Annotated in this window: 17 protein-coding genes; 9 read left to right on the forward strand and 8 right to left on the reverse strand. The window is 55.5% G+C overall.

The genetic code is table 11. The annotated features are described in order from the left end of the window. Positions 1-45 precede the first annotated feature (45 nt). The 9 genes from thiC to B8P98_RS26400 all read left to right on the forward strand — a co-directional run bounded on the left by thiC (position 46) and on the right by B8P98_RS26400 (position 8056). Positions 46-1941 carry a phosphomethylpyrimidine synthase ThiC gene (gene thiC, locus B8P98_RS26360; protein WP_025713268.1) on the forward strand — a complete coding sequence of 632 codons (1896 nt, stop codon included), beginning with the start codon at positions 46-48 and terminating at the stop codon, positions 1939-1941. Beyond that, a complete protein-coding gene (gene thiE / locus B8P98_RS26365; protein ID WP_025713267.1) occupies positions 1941-2576 on the forward strand; it encodes a thiamine phosphate synthase in 636 nt (211 codons plus the stop codon). The genes thiC and thiE overlap by 1 nt, the downstream gene beginning before the upstream one ends. Then, entirely contained in the window at positions 2569-3324 is a 756-nt protein-coding gene (locus B8P98_RS26370) for a HesA/MoeB/ThiF family protein (RefSeq protein WP_025713266.1), read from the forward strand. Before thiE ends, B8P98_RS26370 begins: the two co-directional genes overlap by 8 nt. Further along, entirely contained in the window at positions 3308-3508 is a 201-nt protein-coding gene (gene thiS, locus B8P98_RS26375) for a sulfur carrier protein ThiS (protein WP_025713265.1), read from the forward strand. Before B8P98_RS26370 ends, thiS begins: the two co-directional genes overlap by 17 nt. 1 nt (position 3509) lies before the next feature. Beyond that, the gene (gene thiG, locus B8P98_RS26380) at positions 3510-4280 is read left to right on the forward strand and encodes a thiazole synthase (RefSeq protein ID WP_025713264.1); all 771 of its coding nucleotides are present in this window, start codon (positions 3510-3512) and stop codon (positions 4278-4280) included. Beyond that, positions 4277-5410: a 2-iminoacetate synthase ThiH gene (thiH, locus tag B8P98_RS26385; protein WP_025713263.1), complete on the forward strand. Its 1134-nt coding sequence runs from the start codon at positions 4277-4279 to the stop codon at positions 5408-5410. Before thiG ends, thiH begins: the two co-directional genes overlap by 4 nt. 315 nt (positions 5411-5725) lie before the next feature. Further along, positions 5726-7258 (forward strand): sensor domain-containing diguanylate cyclase, encoded by a 1533-nt coding sequence (locus tag B8P98_RS26390; protein WP_136088382.1) that lies wholly within the window; start codon positions 5726-5728, stop codon positions 7256-7258. A 216-nt stretch (positions 7259-7474) separates the two neighbouring features. After that, positions 7475-7735 carry a PTS sugar transporter subunit IIB gene (locus B8P98_RS26395; protein ID WP_004198931.1) on the forward strand — a complete coding sequence of 87 codons (261 nt, stop codon included), beginning with the start codon at positions 7475-7477 and terminating at the stop codon, positions 7733-7735. A 3-nt stretch (positions 7736-7738) separates the two neighbouring features. Then, positions 7739-8056: a PTS lactose/cellobiose transporter subunit IIA gene (locus B8P98_RS26400; protein ID WP_004206755.1), complete on the forward strand. Its 318-nt coding sequence runs from the start codon at positions 7739-7741 to the stop codon at positions 8054-8056. 43 nt (positions 8057-8099) lie between these two features. On the opposite strand, the gene dcuB is transcribed toward B8P98_RS26400, so the two are convergent. The 8 genes from dcuB to nusG all read right to left on the reverse strand — a co-directional run bounded on the left by dcuB (position 8100) and on the right by nusG (position 21673). Continuing rightward, positions 8100-9440 (reverse strand): anaerobic C4-dicarboxylate transporter DcuB, encoded by a 1341-nt coding sequence (gene dcuB / locus B8P98_RS26405; RefSeq protein WP_025713261.1) that lies wholly within the window; start codon positions 9438-9440, stop codon positions 8100-8102. Positions 9441-9838: 398 nt separating this feature from the next. Next, positions 9839-14062 (reverse strand): DNA-directed RNA polymerase subunit beta', encoded by a 4224-nt coding sequence (rpoC, locus tag B8P98_RS26410; RefSeq protein ID WP_023291591.1) that lies wholly within the window; start codon positions 14060-14062, stop codon positions 9839-9841. A gap of 76 nt (positions 14063-14138) precedes the next feature. Continuing rightward, positions 14139-18167 (reverse strand): DNA-directed RNA polymerase subunit beta, encoded by a 4029-nt coding sequence (gene rpoB / locus B8P98_RS26415; RefSeq protein ID WP_025713260.1) that lies wholly within the window; start codon positions 18165-18167, stop codon positions 14139-14141. Positions 18168-18491: 324 nt separating this feature from the next. Beyond that, positions 18492-18857 carry a 50S ribosomal protein L7/L12 gene (gene rplL / locus B8P98_RS26420; protein WP_002884142.1) on the reverse strand — a complete coding sequence of 122 codons (366 nt, stop codon included), beginning with the start codon at positions 18855-18857 and terminating at the stop codon, positions 18492-18494. Between the two features lie 66 nt (positions 18858-18923). Beyond that, positions 18924-19421: a 50S ribosomal protein L10 gene (gene rplJ, locus B8P98_RS26425; RefSeq protein ID WP_001207203.1), complete on the reverse strand. Its 498-nt coding sequence runs from the start codon at positions 19419-19421 to the stop codon at positions 18924-18926. A 413-nt stretch (positions 19422-19834) separates the two neighbouring features. After that, positions 19835-20539 carry a 50S ribosomal protein L1 gene (gene rplA / locus B8P98_RS26435; RefSeq protein ID WP_002884036.1) on the reverse strand — a complete coding sequence of 235 codons (705 nt, stop codon included), beginning with the start codon at positions 20537-20539 and terminating at the stop codon, positions 19835-19837. Between the two features lie 3 nt (positions 20540-20542). Then, a complete protein-coding gene (gene rplK, locus B8P98_RS26440; RefSeq protein WP_002884034.1) occupies positions 20543-20971 on the reverse strand; it encodes a 50S ribosomal protein L11 in 429 nt (142 codons plus the stop codon). 156 nt (positions 20972-21127) lie between these two features. Next, positions 21128-21673: a transcription termination/antitermination protein NusG gene (gene nusG, locus B8P98_RS26445; RefSeq protein WP_001287521.1), complete on the reverse strand. Its 546-nt coding sequence runs from the start codon at positions 21671-21673 to the stop codon at positions 21128-21130. Position 21674: the final 1 nt, after the last annotated feature.

Genomic DNA, 21674 nt, shown 5'->3' on the forward strand with positions numbered 1-21674 from the left:
ATCCGTCGTCTGACAAGCCATCTCCTTTTTTAACTGGAATGCGCTATGTCTACTACCAAACTCACCCGTCGGGAACAACGCGAGCACGCGCAGCGATTCATTGATACGCTGGCAGGTACCGCTTTTCCCAATTCGCGCCGCATCTACATTCAAGGCTCACAGGCTGATATCCGCGTCCCGATGCGTGAAATCCAGCTCAGCCCGACGCTCATCGGCGGCGATAAAGATAATCCCCGGTACGAAGCCAATGAACCGATACCGGTGTACGACACCTCCGGCCCTTATGGCGACCCGGAGATCAACATTGATGTCCGCCAGGGACTGGCAAAACTACGCCAACCGTGGATCGACGCGCGTAACGACTGCGCGCCGCTCAGCGAACGCAGCTCGGCCTATACCAAAGCGCGGCTGGCCGACGATGGCCTTGATGAACTGCGCTTCGGCGGCCTGCTGACGCCTAAACGCGCCGTCGCTGGCAAATGCGTGACGCAACTACACTATGCCCGCCAGGGGATCGTCACCCCGGAGATGGAATTCATCGCCATTCGCGAAAACATGGGCCGCGAGCGTATCCGCAGCGAGGTGCTGCGCCAGCAGCATGCCGGAGAAAGCTTTGGCGCCCGCCTGCCGGACAACATTACCGCCGAGTTCGTCCGCGATGAAGTCGCTGCCGGGCGAGCCATCATCCCGGCCAATATCAACCACCCGGAATCCGAGCCGATGATTATCGGTCGCAACTTCCTGGTGAAAGTGAATGCCAATATCGGCAACTCGGCGGTGACCTCTTCCATCGAAGAAGAGGTCGAGAAGCTGGTCTGGTCAACCCGCTGGGGCGCCGACACGGTAATGGACCTCTCCACCGGCCGCTATATCCACGAGACCCGCGAATGGATCCTGCGCAACAGCCCGGTGCCGATTGGTACCGTCCCGATTTACCAGGCGCTGGAGAAGGTCAACGGCATTGCCGAGAACCTGACCTGGGAAGCCTTCCGCGATACCCTGCTGGAACAGGCCGAACAGGGCGTCGACTACTTCACGATTCATGCCGGGGTGCTGCTGCGTTACGTGCCGATGACCGCGAAGCGGCTGACCGGGATCGTCTCGCGCGGCGGTTCCATCATGGCCAAGTGGTGCCTGTCGCATCATCAGGAAAACTTCCTCTACCAGCACTTCCGCGAAATCTGTGAAATCTGCGCCGCCTATGACGTGTCGCTGTCCCTCGGCGATGGCCTGCGCCCCGGCTCGATTCAGGATGCCAACGACGAGGCGCAGTTCGCCGAGCTGCATACCCTCGGCGAACTGACGAAAATCGCCTGGGAATATGACGTGCAGGTGATGATTGAAGGCCCCGGCCACGTGCCAATGCAGATGATCCGCCGCAATATGACCGAAGAGCTGGAGCACTGCCACGAAGCGCCGTTCTACACTTTAGGCCCGCTCACTACTGATATCGCGCCGGGCTACGACCATTTCACCTCCGGTATCGGCGCGGCAATGATTGGCTGGTTTGGCTGCGCCATGCTGTGCTACGTCACGCCAAAAGAGCATCTCGGCCTGCCCAACAAAGAGGATGTCAAACAGGGGCTGATTACCTACAAAATCGCCGCCCACGCCGCCGACCTCGCGAAAGGCCACCCCGGGGCGCAGATCCGCGACAACGCGATGTCAAAAGCGCGTTTTGAATTCCGCTGGGAAGACCAGTTTAACCTCGCGCTCGACCCCTTCACCGCGCGGGCCTATCACGATGAAACCCTGCCGCAGGAGTCCGGCAAAGTCGCCCACTTCTGCTCCATGTGCGGGCCGAAATTCTGTTCGATGAAAATCACTCAGGAGGTCCGCGACTACGCCGCGAAGCAAAGTATCGAAGCCGGCATGGCCGATATGTCGAATAACTTCCGCGCCCGCGGCGGCGAAATCTACCTGAAACAGGAGGAAGCCTGATGTATCAACCTGATTTTCCACCCGTCCCGTTTCGTCTCGGACTCTACCCGGTGGTGGACAGCGTGGCGTGGATTGAACGCCTGCTTGAAGCTGGGGTACGTACCCTTCAGTTACGCATCAAAGACCGGCGCGACAGCGAAGTGGAGGATGACGTCATCGCCGCCATCGCCCTTGGTCGCCGCTATCACGCCCGACTGTTCATTAACGATTACTGGCAGCTGGCGATTAAGCACCAGGCCTATGGCGTGCATCTCGGACAAGAAGATCTGGAAACCACCGACCTGAGCGCCATCCGCCAGGCCGGGCTGCGTCTTGGCGTCTCTACTCACGACGATATGGAGATTGATGTCGCCCTGGCGGCACGCCCCTCTTACATCGCCCTGGGTCACGTCTTCCCGACGCAAACTAAACAGATGCCTTCGGCGCCGCAGGGCCTCGAACAGCTTGCCGGGCATATTCAGCGTCTGGCCGATTATCCGACGGTAGCGATAGGCGGCATCAGTCTGGAAAAAGCGCCGGGCGTACTGGCGACCGGCGTCGGCAGCATCGCCGTAGTCAGCGCTATTACCCAGGCGGCGGACTGGCGGGCAGCGACCGACCAGCTGCTGGCACTGGCGGGAGCGGGCGATGAATGATCATGACTTTATGCGCTATAGCCGCCAGCTGCTGCTGGAAGATATCGCCATCGAGGGGCAGCAGAAACTGTTAGCCAGCCGGGCGCTGATTATCGGCCTTGGCGGGCTGGGATCTCCGGCGGCGCTCTATCTTGCCGGGGCTGGCGTCGGGACGCTGATCCTGGCCGATGACGACGCCGTACATCTCAGCAACCTGCAGCGGCAAATCCTGTTCACCAGCGAGGATATCGACCAGCCAAAAGCCGCGGCGGCACAGACCCGGCTTAGCCAGCTAAACCCCCAGATCAAACTGGTTGCGCTGCAGCAGCGTCTGAGCGGTGAGGCGCTGCGCGCTGAGGTGGCAAAAGCGGACGTGGTGCTGGACTGCACCGATAACATGGTGACCCGCCAGGCGATCAACGCTGCCTGCGTGGCCCTCGATACCCCGTTAGTCACCGCCAGCGCCGTCGGCTTCGGCGGTCAGCTGATGGTGCTCACCCCGCCCTGGACGCAGGGCTGCTATCGCTGCCTGTGGCCGGATAGCGACGAACCGCAGCGTAACTGCCGCACCGCGGGGGTCGTCGGTCCGGTGGTCGGCATGATGGGCACGTTGCAGGCGCTGGAGGCCATAAAGCTCCTTATCGGCATGGCGACGCCGCGCAACACGCTACGGCTGTTTGACGCCCGCACCAGCAACTGGCGCAACCTTGCGCTGCAAAAAGTGCAGAACTGCCCGGTATGCGGAGGGCAACATGCAGATTTGGTTTAACGACGAGCCGCTGGCATGTGCGGACAACCTCAGCGTCAGCGCCCTGCTGACCCAGCTCGAACAGCTGCAGCCGGGCGTTGCGCTGGCGCTCAATCAACACATCCTGCCGCGCGAACGGTGGGAAGATCATCTCTTGCAGGAAGGCGATCGAGTCCTGCTTTTTCAGGTTATCGCTGGAGGCTGACATGTTACGTATTGCAGACAAAACATTTGAATCCCATCTTTTTACCGGTACCGGTAAATTCGCCGCCCCAGAGGTGATGGTCGAAGCGATTCGTGCCTCGGGCAGCCAGCTGGTAACCCTGGCAATGAAGCGCGTCGATTTACGCCAGCACAATGACGCCATCCTCGCCCCGCTGCTGGCGGCGGGGGTCAGCCTGTTGCCGAATACCTCAGGCGCCAAGACGGCGGAAGAAGCGGTGTTTGCCGCCCGCCTGGCGCGGGAAGCCTTAGGCACCCACTGGCTGAAACTGGAGATCCACCCGGACGCCCGCTGGCTGCTGCCCGACCCGATTGAAACCCTGAAGGCGGCGGAGCTGCTGGTGCGCGAAGGGTTCGTGGTGCTGCCCTACTGCGGTGCCGACCCGGTGCTGTGTAAACGACTGGAAGAGGTGGGCTGCGCAGCGGTGATGCCGCTGGGCGCGCCGATCGGCTCCAATCAGGGGCTGGAAACCAAAGCCATGCTGGAGATCATTATCGAGCAGGCGACGGTCCCGGTGGTGGTCGACGCCGGGATCGGCGTCCCGAGCCATGCGGCGCAGGCGCTGGAGATGGGCGCGGATGCGGTACTGGTCAATACCGCTATTGCCGTCGCCGACGATCCTGTCGCCATGGCTCGCGCCTTCCGCATGGCGGTCGAGGCAGGCTTGCTGGCCCATCAGGCCGGACCGGGGGCGCGCAGCGCGCAGGCCCAGGCCACCAGCCCGCTCACCGGATTCCTGGAGGCGCTGGCATGAAAACCTTTAGCGATCGCTGGCGGCAGCTGGAGTGGGACGACATCCGCCTGCGCATCAACAGCAAAACCGCCGCCGATGTCGAACGGGCGCTGGCGGCAAAACAGCTGACCCGCGATGACATGATGGCCCTGCTTTCGCCGGCGGCGGCTAACTATCTTGAACCGCTGGCCCAGCGCGCGCAGCGGCTTACCCGCCAGCGCTTCGGCAATACCGTCAGCTTCTACGTGCCGCTGTATCTCTCCAACCTGTGCGCCAATGATTGCACCTACTGCGGCTTCTCAATGAGCAACCGCATTAAGCGCAAGACGCTGGATGCCGCCGAGATTGCCCGCGAGTGCGCCGCGATCCGCGACCTCGGCTTTGAGCATCTGCTCCTGGTGACCGGCGAGCATCAGGGCAAGGTGGGAATGGATTATTTCCGCCAGCACCTGCCAGCTATCCGCCGCCAGTTTGCCTCGCTGCATATGGAGGTGCAGCCGCTGGCGACCGAAGAGTATGCCGAGCTGAAAACCCTGGGGCTCGACGGGGTGATGGTCTATCAGGAGACCTATCATGAAAGCATGTACGCCCAGCACCATCTGAAAGGGAAAAAGCAGGATTTCTTCTGGCGACTGGATACGCCGGATCGCTTAGGCGCGGCGGGGATCGATAAGATCGGTCTTGGCGCGCTCATCGGCCTTTCCGACAGCTGGCGGGTGGACTGCTTTATGGTCGCTGAACACCTGCTGTGGCTGCAGCAACGCTACTGGCGCAGCCGCTATTCGGTCTCCTTCCCGCGCCTGCGTCCCTGCGCTGGCGGCATTGAACCGGCCTCGCTGATGGATGAGCGCCAGCTGGTGCAGACCATCTGCGCCTTCCGCCTGCTGGCGCCGGAGGTTGAGCTGTCGCTCTCGACCCGCGAATCACCCTGGTTCCGCGACCGGGTTATCCCGCTAGCGATTAACAACGTCAGCGCCTTCTCTAAAACCCAGCCTGGCGGCTACGCCGACGATCATCCGGAGCTGGAGCAATTTGCCCCGCACGACGATCGCCGCCCTGAAGAGGTCGCCAGCGCGCTGGCCGCTCGCGGTCTGCAGCCGGTATGGAAAGACTGGGATAGCTGGCTGGGACGCGCTTCGCAAACCTCATGATGCACAGTGTAAGCGCCTGATAATTTTGCGTGCCTGCACGAGAGATGAAAAACCGAGGCTGGTCCGCCCAGCGCCGTTTTTCTATTCTGCCCGGGTCAGCAGCGGACGCTGACCAGGGCGAACCTTTTCTTCCTCATTTTCGCCCTGCCTCTCCGCGCTGCACGGGCTCAATTCATCATCAAAAAATATAAATCACGATAGATGAAAGTCTCAGAGTTATAATTAAGCGATAGTTAACTGATTCGATCGGCAGGCGTCGCAGACGCAACCTGCGTTCGGACCCTTGGTTTATACATCCGGGACGATTAACGATTCATGGCGCTACACAACAGAAAGCTCTCTTTTACGACACCGATCGTCGTAGGGTTTGCCGGAATTTTGCTCAGTTTTATGATGATTGCTGTTTTTGTCACCCTGGCGCAGCGGAAAGATTTTCTCGAAGATTATCACGATATTAACCGCAACTTTACCCATAACCTGGCGATCAACTATACGGAAACCCTGCTGCGGGAAAACGATTTTATTCTCGGGCGCGCGGCCATCTTCTTTGCCCGCAATGACGAACTGAATCGCGCGGTAAACGTGGAGCCGGAGAAAGGGTTAACCACGCTGATGCAGTTACAGAACATGATGCCAAGCGTCTCTTCCATTTCACTGGCGGATACCGAGGGCCACTATCTGCGCGCCCCGGAGGTGCTGGAAAATGAAGACAGCCGGGCTTTCGATCCCAAAACGCGGCCCTGGTTTATCAAACAGGCGGAAGCCAGCACCTTCAGCCATTACACCAGCCCGTATATGGACTATTTCACCCACCATCCGACGATTACCATTTTCAAACCTGTCATCACCCCAGAGGGGAAACTCAAGGGAAGTCTGGCGTTTCATCTCGATCTCACCTCCATGGGTTTCGCGCTACGGCAGATGGTGGCGCCCGTGCAGGGGGAATTTTTTGTGGTGCAGCGGGATGGCAAAGTGGTCCTGCACTCCGACCCGGGGGCGCTGTTTAAACCCTTCGTCAGCGACGAGCTGATGGATAAAATGACCAGCGGCGAGGGGCAGCTTTACGATACTAAAAGCGACACCTGGTATTACTACTACTCTTTTACCAATCCCGACTGGTTCGTGATTTTCCGTGTCGATAATACAACCCTGGTCAATCTGACGCGCCATGAGACCAATTTAGTGATCGGCGGTTTCACCCTCGCAGCGATCATCATCATCCTGTTCGGCCTTTATCTGCGTCATGCCTCCCGTACCGTGCTGATGAATATCATCAATGCGATTAAAACGGGCGATGTCAAACGCGCCCCGCGCCTTGAGGCGATGCTGAGTAAAGCGATTGAAACCAATAAACAGCGTGAACTGACCTACGTCCGTCAGGCGACTATCGACGCCCTTACCGGCTGTAAAAACCGCCGCGCCTTCGACAGCGATATCGCGGCGTTGATGAACGATCACCAGCCGTTTGCTCTCGCGCTGGTCGATATCGATAACTTTAAATCGATCAACGATACCTGGGGGCACCTGAACGGCGATATCGTCCTGCGCAACGTCGCCCGCGAAGGGCTGCAGGTTCTCCAGCCGCTGGAAATATCCCTTTATCGCTACGGCGGTGAAGAGTTCGCCGTGGTCTTTCCTGCCGAACATATCGATAACGCTCGTACGCTGCTGGAAACGTGGCGGGTCAACGTCGAGCGGCGCACCTGGCGCGAAGATGGCCTGACGGTCACCTTTAGCGCCGGACTGGGGGAATGGAATATGGAGCCGCTGGATAAACTGGTGGTGAGCGTCGATGAGGCACTTTACAAAGCCAAGCAACAAGGTAAAAACCGCATCCTCCGCGCGTGAGACAACAGGACGCGGCCGCCCACTTCGGTGGGCTTTTTTATTTTTATCGGCAAAAATGAAACCGGTTTCAATTTTTGTGTGATGACTTACACACAATCATGGTAAAGCGGTTGTCGCATCGCCAGGGCCGCGATAAAGATAAGACATCACGGAACACAAGGGCCACTGACTATGAAGAATATCGTTTTGTGCTGTGCCGCCGGTATGTCTACCAGCATGCTGGTTCAGCGTATGCAAGATGCCGCGCAGAAGAAAGGTGTTGAAGTCTCAATCAAGGCCGTACCGGTCGCCGAGTTTAAAGATAATCTGGCCGCCGCCGACATTATTCTGCTCGGCCCGCAGGTGAAATATGAGCAGGCGAAGCTGCAGGCGCTGGCCGATCCGTTCGGCAAGAAGGTCGCGGTAATCGATATGATGGACTACGGCATGATGAAAGGTGATGCCGTCCTGGATAAAGCCCTTAAGATGCTGGAGTAAGCGATGGAAGATTTAGAAACGATCATCATGGAGCTGTTGGTCAATGCCGGTTCCGCACGCAGCGCGGCGCTCACCGCACTCCAGCTGGCGCGCAAAGGTGATTTTGCCGCAGCCGAACAGGCCATGGCCGAGTCGCATGAGTTCGTCAAACATGCGCATAAAATCCAGACCCAGCTTATCGGCCTGGATGAAGGCAGCGGTAAGTTACCGGTCAACCTGATCACCGTGCATTCTCAGGACCACCTGATGAACGCGATGGTCATCCAGGATCTGGCGACCGATATGATCGAGCTCTATCGTCGTCTGCCCCTCGCGCAATAATCTCGCGGATTTAACGGGCGTCGCTGCCGGCGCCCGTCCTCTCTTACAGAAAGCCGTACATCGCAGCGAATACCCAGCCAAACACGCAGGAGACGCCGACGCCGATGAGCCCGGGCAGGATAAAGCTGTGATTAATGACAAAGCGGCCAATATGGGTGGTGCCTGAGCGGTCAAACTGGATCGCCGCCAGATCGCTTGGGTAAGTCGGCAGAATATAGTAGCCATAGCAGGCCGGCGCAGAAGCCACGATATAGGCCGGATCGACGCCGATGGCCAGGGCCACCGGCACAATCGCCGCCAGCGCTGCCGCCTGTGAGTTCACAAACTTCGATACCAGTAGCAGCACAATGGCATAAGCCCACGGGTACTCTTTTACCATCTCCCCGAGTACGCCTTTAATTTCGGTCATGTGCGCGCCGAACATGGTCTCCGCCATCCACGCGATGCCGTACACCGCGACGATAGCGATCATTCCCGAACGAAAGACCTCATTTTTGGAAATCGACGCCGGGTTAGTTTTGGTGATGATAATGATCAGCGCTCCGGAAAGCAGCATGAACATCTGGATCACCAGCACCATCGACAGCGGCTTACCGTTAAATTCCGGGCGCAGTTCGGAAAAGGCGCCGAGCAGAGCAACCACGGCAATGGAAGCCAGAAAAATCCACATCGCAATCCAGTTACTGGTGGGCAGCTTTTTATCCAGCAGCGTCGCCGTATCGCCATAGACGTAATGGCGGTTCTCCGGTACCGCAATAAACGCCTGGAAGGCTTCATCTTTATCCAGATCTTTGCCACGGAACCAGCTGAAGATGCCGATAGCTAAAATGCCCAGCAGTGTGGACGGAATGGTTATCGCCAGCAGATCGAGAAACTCCAGGTGTTTCCCGTTAAAGGTAAAATTCCCCAGCATCGCCACCAGCGAGACCACCGCCACCGAAACCGGGCTGGCGATGATCCCCATCTGGGCACCTATGGAGCTGGCCGCCATCGGCCGCTCCGGACGAATGTTATTCTTAATCGCCACATCGTAGATAATTGGCAGGATCGTGTAAACCACGTGTCCGGTACCGCAGAGGATGGTCAACGTACAGGTGACAAAAGGCGCCACAATAGAGACATATTTCGGGTTACGCCGCAGCAGCTTCTCGGCAATCTGTAACATGACATCCAGCCCGCCGGACGCCTGTAGCGTCGCCGAGGCGGCCACGACGGCAATGATCACCAGCATTACATCAACCGGCGGTTTTCCCGGCTGAAGATGGAACACAAAGACGAGGATAACCAAACCGATGCCGCCCAGCAGCCCCAGCGCAATACCGCCTTTTCGGGCACCATAAAACAGACAAATTAAGATAATAATGAGTTGTATCGCAAATTCCATGCAGCCCCCAGAGCCTGTCCACGCAGACCAAAAGAAATGACCAACACCTGCCTGCCGGTATTATTTCTGCGTCTTATCGGGAGAAGCATGAGATGCGGCGATCCCTCTCCAGAGCAGTCGCTCCGAAGATAAAGCAGCAGAAGTAATCCCATGATTCATTAGGTATTTTGAATATATCCCCTTTGAATTGATTATTTTTTGATATGAGTAGAAGTTTTACCCATATATAAACAAAGGTTTTAGGAATAGGCTTTTAATTGATATTTTGTATTAATTAATTGCTAAGAAAATGCAGATTTAATATGGCGCAAATGTAATTAGAGGCAAGTAAGGCGGCGAACAGACAATAAAAAAGCCGGTCAGGGAACCTGACCGGCTTTTTAGCAGTGCATCAACGATTAATCGTTGTCAGAACCGCCCAGACCTGCGTTCAGCAGCTCTGCCAGGTTGGCAGACGCTTCTTCCACGCTCACCTGCGGTGCTGCCGGCAATTCGCCAGCCGCACGACGGCGCATACGATCCTGGTGGTACGCATAACCGGTACCCGCCGGGATCAGACGACCCACGATGACGTTCTCTTTCAGACCGCGCAGCTCGTCGCGTTTGCCCGCAACGGCGGCTTCGGTCAGCACGCGAGTGGTCTCCTGGAACGATGCCGCGGAGATGAAGGACTCGGTGGCCAGAGACGCTTTGGTGATACCCAGCAGATCGCGGGAGAACGTTGCGCCCACTTTGCCATTCGCTTCCAGTTCGCGGTTCGCGATCTTGACGCGGGAGTATTCAACCTGCTCGCCTTCGAGGAAGTCGGAGCTGCCTGCGCTTTCAATGGTGGCTTTACGCAGCATCTGACGAACGATAACTTCGATGTGTTTATCGTTAATCTTAACGCCCTGCAGACGGTATACGTCCTGGACTTCGTTAACAATGTAACGGGTCACAGCATGTACGCCACGCAGACGCAGAATGTCGTGCGGTGCTTCCGGACCGTCGGAAACCACGTCACCACGTTCTACACGTTCACCTTCGAACACGTTGAGCTGACGCCATTTCGGGATCATCTCTTCGTACGGCTCGCTACCGTCTACCGGGGTGATAACCAGACGACGTTTCCCTTTGGTTTCTTTACCGAAGGAAATGATACCGCTGATTTCAGCCAGGATCGCCGGCTCTTTCGGACGACGTGCTTCGAACAGGTCCGCAACGCGCGGCAGACCACCGGTGATATCCTTGGTACCGCCGGATTCCTGCGGAATACGCGCCAGGGTGTCACCGGAGCTGATCTGTACGCCATCTTCCAGCTGAACAATTGCTTTACCCGGCAGGAAGTACTGAGCAGGCATATCGGTGCCTGGGATCAGAACGTCATTGCCCTGAGCATCAACAATTTTCAGTGCCGGACGCAGATCTTTACCACCTGCGGTACGTTCTGCAGAGTCCAGAACCACCAGCGAAGACAGACCGGTCAGCTCGTCGGTCTGACGAGTAATGGTCTGGCCGTCGATCATGTCAGTGAAGCGGATGAAGCCGCTAACTTCGGTGATGACCGGCATGGTATGCGGATCCCAGTTTGCGACGGTTTCACCGCCGGCAACCTGCTCGCCGTCGCCTTTCGCCATAACCGCACCGTAAGGCACTTTATAGCTCTCTTTGGTACGACCGAATTCGTCGATCAGCTTCAGCTCGGTGTTACGGGAAGTGATGACCAGTTTACCGCTGGAGTTCACAACCGACTTCGCGTTGCTGAGCTTGATGCTACCTTTGTTTTTCACCTGGATGCTGGATTCAGCAGCCGCACGAGATGCCGCACCACCGATGTGGAACGTACGCATCGTCAGCTGTGTACCCGGCTCACCGATGGACTGTGCCGCGATAACGCCGATAGCCTCACCTTTGTTGATGATGTGGCCACGCGCCAGGTCACGACCATAGCAGTGCGCACATACACCAAAGTCGGTGTCACAGGATACAACGGAACGCACTTTGACGGAGTCAACGGAGTTCGCTTCCAGCAGATCACACCAGTGCTCGTGCAGCAGCGTGTTGCGTGGAACCAGAATATCCGCGGTACCCGGCTTCAGAACGTCTTCAGCAGTCACACGACCCAGTACGCGATCGCGCAGCGGCTCTTTAACGTCGCCACCTTCGATAACCGGCGTCATGGTGATGCCTTCCAGGGTGCCACAGTCGTCTTCAGTAACAACCAGGTCCTGCGCAACGTCAACCAGACGACGCGTCAGGTAACCGGAGTTCGCTGTCTTCAGTGCGGTATCCGCCAGACCTTTACGCGCACCGTGGGTCGAGATGAAGTACTGGAGTACGTTCAGACCTTCACGGAAGTTCGCGGTGATCGGCGTTTCGATGATGGAGCCATCCGGCTTCGCCATCAGACCACGCATACCAGCCAGCTGACGAATCTGTGCCGCAGAACCACGCGCACCGGAGTCGGCCATCATGTAAATGCTGTTGAAGGAAACCTGCTGTTCTTCCTGACCGTCACGGTTAATCACGGTTTCGGTTTGCAGGTTATCCATCATCGCTTTGGATACACGATCGTTCGCCGCAGCCCAGATATCGATAACTTTGTTGTAGCGTTCGCCCGCGGTCACCAGACCAGACTGGAACTGTTCCTGAATCTCAGCAACTTCCGCTTCCGCTTCGCTGATGATTTCGTATTTTTTCTCCGGGATGACCATGTCATCGATACCAACGGACGCACCTGAACGCGCTGCATAAGCAAAGCCGGTGTACATCGTCTGGTCCGCGAAAATAACGGTCGGTTTCAGGCCCAGAATACGGTAACAGGTGTTCAGCATCTTGGAGATCGCTTTCTTACCGAGCGCCTGGTTCACGATAGAGAACGGCAGACCTTTCGGTACGATCATCCACAGAATGGCACGGCCAACGGTCGTGTCTTTCAGGCTGGTTTTCGCGACAAATTCACCATTGTCGTCTTTTTCGTATTCAGTGATACGCACTTTAACGCGCGCATGCAGAGAGGCCAGGCCAGCGCGATAAATACGCTCAGCTTCTTTCGGGCCAGTCAGCACCATGCCTTCGCCTTTGGCGTTAACACTGTCACGGGTCATGTAGTACAGACCCAGTACAACGTCCTGAGACGGAACGATGATTGGTTCGCCGTTCGCCGGGGACAGGATGTTGTTGGTAGACATCATCAGCGCACGCGCTTCCAGCTGGGCTTCCAGCGTCAGCGGTACGTGAACAGCCATCTGGTCACCATCGAAGTCGGCGTTATAGGCCGCACAAACCAGCGGGTGCAGCTGGATGGCTTTACCTTCGATCAGAACCGGTTCGAACGCCTGGATACCCAGACGGTGCAGGGTCGGCGCACGGTTCAGCAGTACCGGGTGTTCGCGGATAACTTCATCCAGGATATCCCAAACGACAGCTTCTTCGCGCTCAACCATTTTCTTAGCGGCTTTGATGGTGGTGGCCAGGCCACGCAGTTCCAGCTTGCCGTAGATGAACGGTTTGAACAGCTCCAGCGCCATTTTCTTCGGCAGACCGCACTGATGCAGACGCAGGTATGGACCTACGGTGATAACAGAACGACCGGAGTAGTCAACACGCTTACCGAGCAGGTTCTGACGGAAACGACCCTGTTTACCTTTGATCATATCGGCCAAAGATTTCAGAGGACGTTTGTTAGAACCGGTGATCGCACGACCACGACGACCGTTATCCAGCAGGGCGTCAACCGCTTCCTGCAGCATACGTTTTTCGTTGCGTACGATGATATCCGGCGCAGCCAGATCCAGCAGACGTTTCAGACGGTTGTTACGGTTGATCACGCGACGATACAGATCGTTGAGGTCAGACGTCGCGAAACGACCACCATCCAGCGGAACCAGCGGACGCAGATCTGGCGGCAGTACCGGCAGAACGGTCAGGATCATCCACTCCGGCTTGTTGCCAGACTGTACGAAGGCTTCCAGCAGCTTAATGCGTTTGGTCAGCTTTTTACGCTTGGTTTCGGAGTTGGTTTCGTTCAGCTCTTCACGCAGCTGCTCGCATTCCTGCTCCAGATCCATATTGCGCAGCAGCGCCTGGATCGCTTCCGCACCCATCTTCGCGTCGAATTCGTCACCGAACTCTTCCAGCGCGTCCAGGTACTGTTCTTCCGTCAGAATCTGGTTGCGTTCGAGGTTGGTCATGCCACCTTCGATAACCACATAGGATTCAAAGTACAGTACACGTTCGATATCGCGCAGCGGCATATCCAGCAGCAGGCCGATACGGGACGGCAGGGATTTCAGGAACCAGATGTGCGCAGTCGGACATGCCAGCTCGATGTGGCCCATGCGCTCACGACGCACTTTGGTCTGGGTCACTTCAACGCCGCACTTCTCACAGATCACACCGCGGTGTTTCAGGCGCTTGTACTTACCGCACAGGCACTCATAGTCTTTTACCGGCCCAAAGATACGGGCGCAGAAAAGGCCGTCACGCTCAGGCTTGAACGTACGGTAGTTAATGGTTTCCGGCTTTTTAACTTCACCGAAAGACCATGAACGGATCATGTCTGGCGAAGCCAGAGCAATTTTGATCGCATCAAACTCTTCGGTTTTAGTTTGCGCTTTCAGAAACTTTAATAAGTCTTTCACGGATTTGCTCCCGTCGGAGTTAGCACATTCCGCTGCCGGGGGTTAACCCGGCAGCAGTGACCTGTTTGAGCGAGAATTACTCGTCTTCCAGTTCGATGTTGATGCCCAGCGAGCGAATTTCTTTCAACAGTACGTTGAAGGATTCCGGCATGCCCGGTTCCATCTGGTGATTGCCGTCCACGATGTTTTTATACATCTTGGTACGACCGTTCACGTCATCAGACTTAACGGTGAGCATTTCCTGCAGGGTGTAGGCCGCGCCGTATGCTTCCAGCGCCCACACTTCCATCTCACCGAAGCGCTGACCACCGAACTGCGCCTTACCACCCAGCGGCTGCTGAGTAACCAGGCTGTAAGAACCGGTGGAACGCGCGTGCATTTTGTCGTCGACCAGGTGGTTCAGTTTCAGCATGTACATGTAACCCACGGTTACCGGACGCTCGAACTGCTCACCGGTGCGGCCGTCAAACAGGGTGATCTGACCGGAAGTCGGCAGGTCGCCCAGCTGCAGCAGCGCTTTAATTTCCGCTTCTTTCGCACCGTCGAACACCGGCGTTGCGATCGGCATACCTTTACGCAGGTTTTCAGCCAGACGCAGAACTTCTTCATCGCTGAAGGTATTCAGGTCAACTTTCTGACGAACGTCAGCACCCAGATCGTAGGCACGCTGGATGAACTCGCGCAGTTTCGCGACTTCCTGCTGCTGTTTCAGCATGGCGTTGATCTTATCGCCGATGCCTTTCGCAGCCATACCCAGGTGAGTTTCCAGGATCTGACCGATGTTCATACGAGACGGTACGCCCAGCGGGTTCAGTACGATATCTACCGGCGTACCGTTAGCATCGTGCGGCATATCTTCGATCGGGTTGATCTTAGAGATAACACCCTTGTTACCGTGACGACCTGCCATCTTGTCACCAGGCTGGATACGGCGTTTAACGGCCAGGTATACCTTAACAATCTTCAGCACGCCCGGTGCCAGATCGTCGCCTTGGGTGATTTTACGGCGTTTCGCTTCGAGTTTTTTCTCGAACTCGTGTTTCAGTTCGTCGTACTGCTCAGCCAGCTGTTCCAGCTGATTTTGTTTCTCTTCGTCGGTCAGGCCCAGTTCCAGCCAGCGATCGCGCGGCAGTTTGTCGAGCTTCTCAGCTTCAACGCCACCGGCAACCAGCACGGCATAGATACGGCTGAACAGACCAGCTTCGAGGATCTGCAGTTCTTCAGACAGGTCTTTTTTAGCCTGCTTCAGCTGCATCTCTTCGATCTCAAGAGCACGCTTGTCTTTTTCTACGCCGTCACGGGTAAACACCTGAACGTCGATAACGGTACCAGAGACACCGTTCGGTACGCGCAGAGAAGAGTCTTTAACGTCAGACGCTTTCTCACCGAAGATCGCGCGCAGCAGTTTCTCTTCCGGCGTCAGCTGGGTCTCGCCTTTCGGGGTTACCTTACCAACCAGAATGTCGCCGCCGGTCACTTCCGCACCGATATAAACGATACCGGATTCATCCAGTTTGGAGAGCGCAGCTTCACCCACGTTCGGGATATCAGCGGTGATCTCTTCCGGCCCCAGCTTGGTGTCACGGGACACGCATGCCAGTTCCTGAATGTGGATGGTGGTGAAACGGTCTTCCTGGACCACACGCTCGGATACGAGGATGGAGTCTTCGAAGTTGTAGCCGTTCCACGGCATGAACGCTACGCGCATGTTCTGACCCAGCGCCAGTTCACCGAGGTCGGTGGACGGGCCGTCGGCCAGGACGTCGCCGCGTTCAATGGGTTCGCCCAGGGACACGCAAGGCATCTGGTTGATGCAGGTGTTCTGGTTAGAACGGGTGTACTTGGTCAGGTTATAGATGTCGATACCTGCTTCGCCCGGGTACATCTCGTCTTCGTTAACTTTGATAACGATACGGGAAGCATCCACGTACTGAACGGTACCGCCACGTTTAGCCACCGCAGTAACACCGGAGTCAACGGCAACAGCACGTTCCATACCGGTACCAACCAGCGGCTTATCAGCGCGCAGAGTCGGAACCGCCTGACGTTGCATGTTCGCACCCATCAATGCACGGTTGGCGTCATCGTGTTCCAGGAACGGGATCAGGGACGCACCGACGGATACCACCTGCTGGGTGGATACGTCCATGTAGTCAACCTGGTCGCGGCTGAACAAGCTGGATTCGCCTTTACTACGGCAGGTAACCAGATCTTCAACAAAGTGGCCTTCGTCATCCAGGTTGGAGTTCGCCTGAGCGATGACGTAGTTACCTTCTTCGATAGCAGACAGGTAATGAATTTCGTCGGTAACAACACCGTCGGTCACTTTACGATACGGGGTCTCAAGGAAACCGTATTCGTTAGTCTGTGCGTACACGGACAGGGAGTTGATCAGACCGATGTTCGGACCTTCAGGCGTTTCGATTGGACATACGCGACCATAGTGAGTCGGGTGTACGTCTCGAACTTCGAAGCCTGCGCGTTCACGGGTCAGACCGCCTGGGCCGAGTGCGGAGATACGACGTTTGTGCGTAATCTCAGACAGCGGGTTGTTCTGGTCCATAAACTGGGACAGCTGGCTGGAACCAAAGAACTCTTTCACTGCTGCGGAAATCGGCTTGGCGTTGATCATATCCTGAGGCATCAGGGTATCCAGATCGCCCAGAGACAGACGCTCTTTCACCGCACGCTCTACACGCACCAGGCCAACGCGGAACTGGTTTTCCGCCATTTCACCAACGGAACGGATACGACGGTTGCCGAGGTGGTCGATATCATCGACTTCGCCTTTACCGTTACGGATATCGATGAGCTTCTTCATCACTTCGATGATGTCGTCTTTGCTCAGGATACCGGAACCTTCAATTTCGTCACGCAGCAGCGAACGGTTGAACTTCATACGACCAACCGCGGACAGATCGTAGCGGTCTTCGGAGAAGAACAGGTTCTCGAACAGACTTTCAGCGGCTTCACGAGTCGGCGGCTCACCAGGGCGCATCATACGGTAGATTTCTACCAGCGCGCTCAGACGATCGTTAGTCGGGTCGACGCGTACCGTTTCAGAGATGTACGGGCCGTGGTCCAGATCGTTGGTGAACAGCGTTTCGATACGCTTGTGGCCAGACTGGCTCAGCTTAGCCAGCAGATCCAGGCTCAGCTCCATGTTCGCCGGGCAGATCAGTTCGCCAGTCGCTTCATCGATATAGTCTTTAGCCGCCACTTTGCCCGCGATGTATTCAACCGGCACTTCGATATGCTTGATATCGTCTTTTTCCAGCTGACGGATGTGACGCGCCGTGATGCGACGACCTTTCTCAACGTACACTTTACCGTTGGCTTCGATATCGAAGGAGGCGGTTTCACCGCGCAGACGCTCCGGAATCAGCTCCATCTGCAGCTTGTTGTCGCGAATTTCAAAGACCACTTTTTCGAAGAACAGGTCAAGGATCTGCTCAGTGGTGTAATTCAGCGCGCGCAGGATGATGGTAGCCGGCAGCTTACGACGACGGTCGATACGAACGAACAGGTTGTCTTTCGGGTCGAATTCGAAGTCCAGCCAGGAACCGCGGTAAGGAATGATACGTGCGTTATACAGGACCTTACCGGAAGAGTGGGTCTTACCTTTGTCACTGTCAAAGAAGACGCCCGGGCTACGGTGCAGCTGAGAAACGATAACACGCTCGGTACCGTTGATGACAAAGGTACCGTTGTCGGTCATGAGCGGGATTTCGCCCATGTAGACTTCTTGTTCTTTGATGTCTTTGACGGTGCCTTCCGGCGCTTCACGCTCGTAGATCACCAGACGCAGTTTTACACGCAGCGGTGCAGAATAAGTCACGCCACGGATCTGACATTCTTTAACATCAAAAACCGGTTCGCCCAGACGGTAGCTGACGTATTGCAGCTCGGAATTACCGCTGTAGCTCTGAATCGGGAATACGGAACGGAAAGCAGCTTCCAGACCATACTGCCCTTCAGGATCTTGCTCGATAAACTTCTGGAACGAGTCAAGCTGGATAGAAAGGAGATATGGAACATCCAGAACTTGTGGACGTTTACCAAAATCCTTACGAATACGTTTTTTCTCGGTATAGGAGTAAACCATAGGGTTCCTCAGCTCGCTGACAAGTCGACCCATCTGCCCGCAGAGGGCAGTTTTTTATGCAACACTATTTTGTTGACCGGAAAATGGAACACTTTCCGCAATGCCTGTTGCTATCACGCTTAAACCATTTCATTGCGATTTACACAGCCCAGGAACCCTAACCTGTCGCAGTATATTAAGTCGTCGATAGAAACAAGCATTGAGAGGCAAACCAGTAGTCAAACAGCGTGAAACGCTACTGGCGCCTTACAGCGCAAAAAGGCTGGTGACCAAAAAGTCACCAGCCTCAGCCTGATTTCTCAGGCTGCAACCGGAAGGGTTGGCTTATTTAACTTCAACTTCAGCGCCAGCTTCTTCCAGAGATTTTTTCAGAGCTTCAGCGTCGTCTTTGCTGATGCCTTCTTTCAGTGCAGCCGGAGCAGATTCTACCAGGTCTTTAGCTTCTTTCAGACCCAGGCCAGTTGCGCCACGTACTGCTTTGATAACAGCAACTTTGTTAGCGCCAGCAGCTTTCAGAATTACGTCGAATTCAGTTTTTTCTTCAGCAGCTTCAACCGGGCCAGCAGCTACAGCTACAGCAGCAGCAGCGGAAACACCGAATTTTTCTTCCATTGCAGAGATCAGCTCAACAACGTCCATTACGGACATAGCGGATACTGCTTCAATGATTTGATCTTTAGTGATAGACATTTAAATTGTTCCTGAATATCAGAATAAGTTTATACGTAAGCGAATGCTTTACAAAGATAACTGCGATTAAGCAGCTTCTTTCGCATCGCGTACAGCAGCCAGAGTACGAACCAGTTTGCCAGCCGAAGCTTCTTTCATGGTTGCCATCAGGCGTGCAATTGCTTCTTCGTAGGTCGGCAGAGTTGCCAGGCGGTCGATCTGCGACGCCGGGATCAGCTCACCTTCAAAGGCAGCGGCTTTGACCTCAAATTTTGCATTCGCTTTCGCGAACTCTTTGAACAGACGAGCAGCAGCGCCCGGGTGTTCCATAGAGTATGCAATCAGGGTCGGACCAACAAACGTGTCTTTCAGGCACTCGAACTGAGTACCTTCAACGACGCGGCGCAGCAGGGTGTTACGAACAACACGCATGTATACGCCAGCTTCACGACCTGCTTTACGCAGTTCAGTCATTTTATCTACAGTTACGCCACGGGAATCCGCAACTACTGCAGACAGCGCGCCTTTGGCTACTTCGCTGACTTCAGCAACAATCGCTTGTTTGTCTTGAAGATTTAAAGCCATTAGCTTTGCTCCTGGATGTTTGCCAGAGCCTATGCTCTGGAACTCACTTCACTCAATTCAACGAAAAGAGCGTCTAAATACGGTGAGCAGAAACAAGCCAGAATATCCAAAAATAATCTTAGCGTTCTGTCACCGTCTACGCAGGGGATTAAGTTTCTTGCGAAACACCTGCGGTCTTCGACGGAGGCCTGGATAGGCCAGGCTCCAACGAACAAATTCTTCCTATGCCTTCGTTCTTCGAACCGCAGCGGCGTTAGCTGCTCTCGTTCACACCGGTCATGTAGTTAACTACACTCCCGGTGATTCACCCGATTGCTGCCTTGCTGCAATTCAAATGACTCGCATAGCGTCTGTCTTATTGACAGAATCGTGGGGGTAAGATTGTAGACAAAATCACCGCCCACGTAAAGGCATTAGTTTGCAGAAGCGTTCAGGCCAGCCTGATCTACTGCAACACCTGCACCCATGGTGGTGGAGATGCTAACTTTCTTGATGTACACGCCTTTCGCCTGAGTCGGTTTTGCTTTTTTCAGCGCAACCAGCAGAGCTTCCAGGTTTTCTTTCAGTTTGTCAGCGTCAAAGTCCACTTTACCGATGGTGGTGTGGATGATGCCGTTTTTGTCGTTACGGTAACGAACCTGACCTGCTTTCGCGTTTTTAACCGCTTCAGCAACGTTCGGCGTTACGGTACCTACTTTCGGGTTCGGCATCAGGCCACGCGGACCCAGAACCTGACCCAGCTGGCCAACAACGCGCATTGCATCCGGGGAAGCAATAACAACGTCAAAGTTCATTTCGCCTTTTTTGATCTGCTCAGCCAGATCTTCCATACCTACCAGCTCAGCGCCTGCAGCTTTAGCAGCTTCAGCGTTTGCGCCCTGGGTAAATACGGCTACGCGAACGGAACGGCCAGTACCGTGCGGCAGTACAGTTGCGCCACGGACGTTCTGGTCAGATTTACGCGCGTCGATGCCGAGGTTAACGGCAACGTCTACGCTTTCGGTAAATTTAGCGGTGGCCAGCTCTTTCAGCAGAGCGATGGCTTCGTTGATGTCGTACTGTTTAGTTGCATCAACTTTCTCACGGATCACGCGCATGCGCTTGGTCAGTTTAGCCATTTCTTAGTCCTCCACTACCAGGCCCATGGAACGTGCAGTACCTTCGATGGAGCGAGTCATCGCTTCAATGTCGGCACCAGTCATGTCGGCAGCTTTGGTCTGCGCGATTTCCTGCAGCTGAGCGCGGGAGATTTTACCCACTTTATCTTTGTTCGGCTTACCGGAACCAGACTTGATGCCTGCAGCTTTCTTCAGCAGAACAGCAGCCGGCGGAGTCTTGGTAACAAAGGTAAAGGAACGGTCAGCGTAAACGGTGATAACAACCGGGATCGGCAGACCTTTCTCCAGGGAATCAGTTTTGGCGTTGAACGCTTTGCAGAATTCCATGATGTTCACGCCCTGCTGACCCAGTGCTGGGCCGACCGGCGGGCTCGGGTTCGCCATACCAGCTGCAACCTGCAGCTTGACGTAGGCTTGGACTTTCTTAGCCATTCTTAAATCCTCAAATTGGGTATTAACGCTTCAGAGAAGCTCCCCGTGATTAAACATCGTTTTACGGGCCGGGCCCATAAAAACAAAAGGCGCGAAATTGTATGCCAATTTCGCGCCCTATGCAACGATTAAATCGCTGCTTTTTTGATCGCCGGCTTACGCCTTCTCAACCTGGCTGAAGTCCAGTTCTACCGGGGTCGCGCGACCGAAGATAGAAACGGAAACTTTCAGGCGAGACTTCTCGTAGTCCACTTCTTCAACCACGCCGTTAAAGTCAGCGAACGGACCGTCGTTAACACGAACCATTTCACCCGGTTCAAACAGCGTTTTCGGACGCGGCTTATCGCCAACCTGCTGCAGGCGGTTCATGATAGCGTCGACTTCTTTGTCGCTGATCGGCGCCGGACGGTCAGAGGTGCCGCCGATGAAGCCCATCACGCGCGGTACGCTGCGCACCAGGTGCCAGCTTGCGTCGTTCATGACCATCTGAACAAGGACATAGCCCGGGAAGAATTTACGTTCGCTTTTGCGACGCTGACCGCCACGGATCTCAACCACTTCTTCAGTCGGAACCATGACTTCGCCAAACAACTCTTCCATGTTGTGTAATTTGATATGTTCACGCAGCGACGTGGCTACGCGACCTTCAAAACCGGAAAACGCCTGAACGACGTACCAGCGCTTTTTAGGAGCTTCAGACATC

The sequence above is a fragment of the Klebsiella quasivariicola genome (assembly GCF_002269255.1).
Lineage (GTDB): Bacteria > Pseudomonadota > Gammaproteobacteria > Enterobacterales > Enterobacteriaceae > Klebsiella > Klebsiella quasivariicola.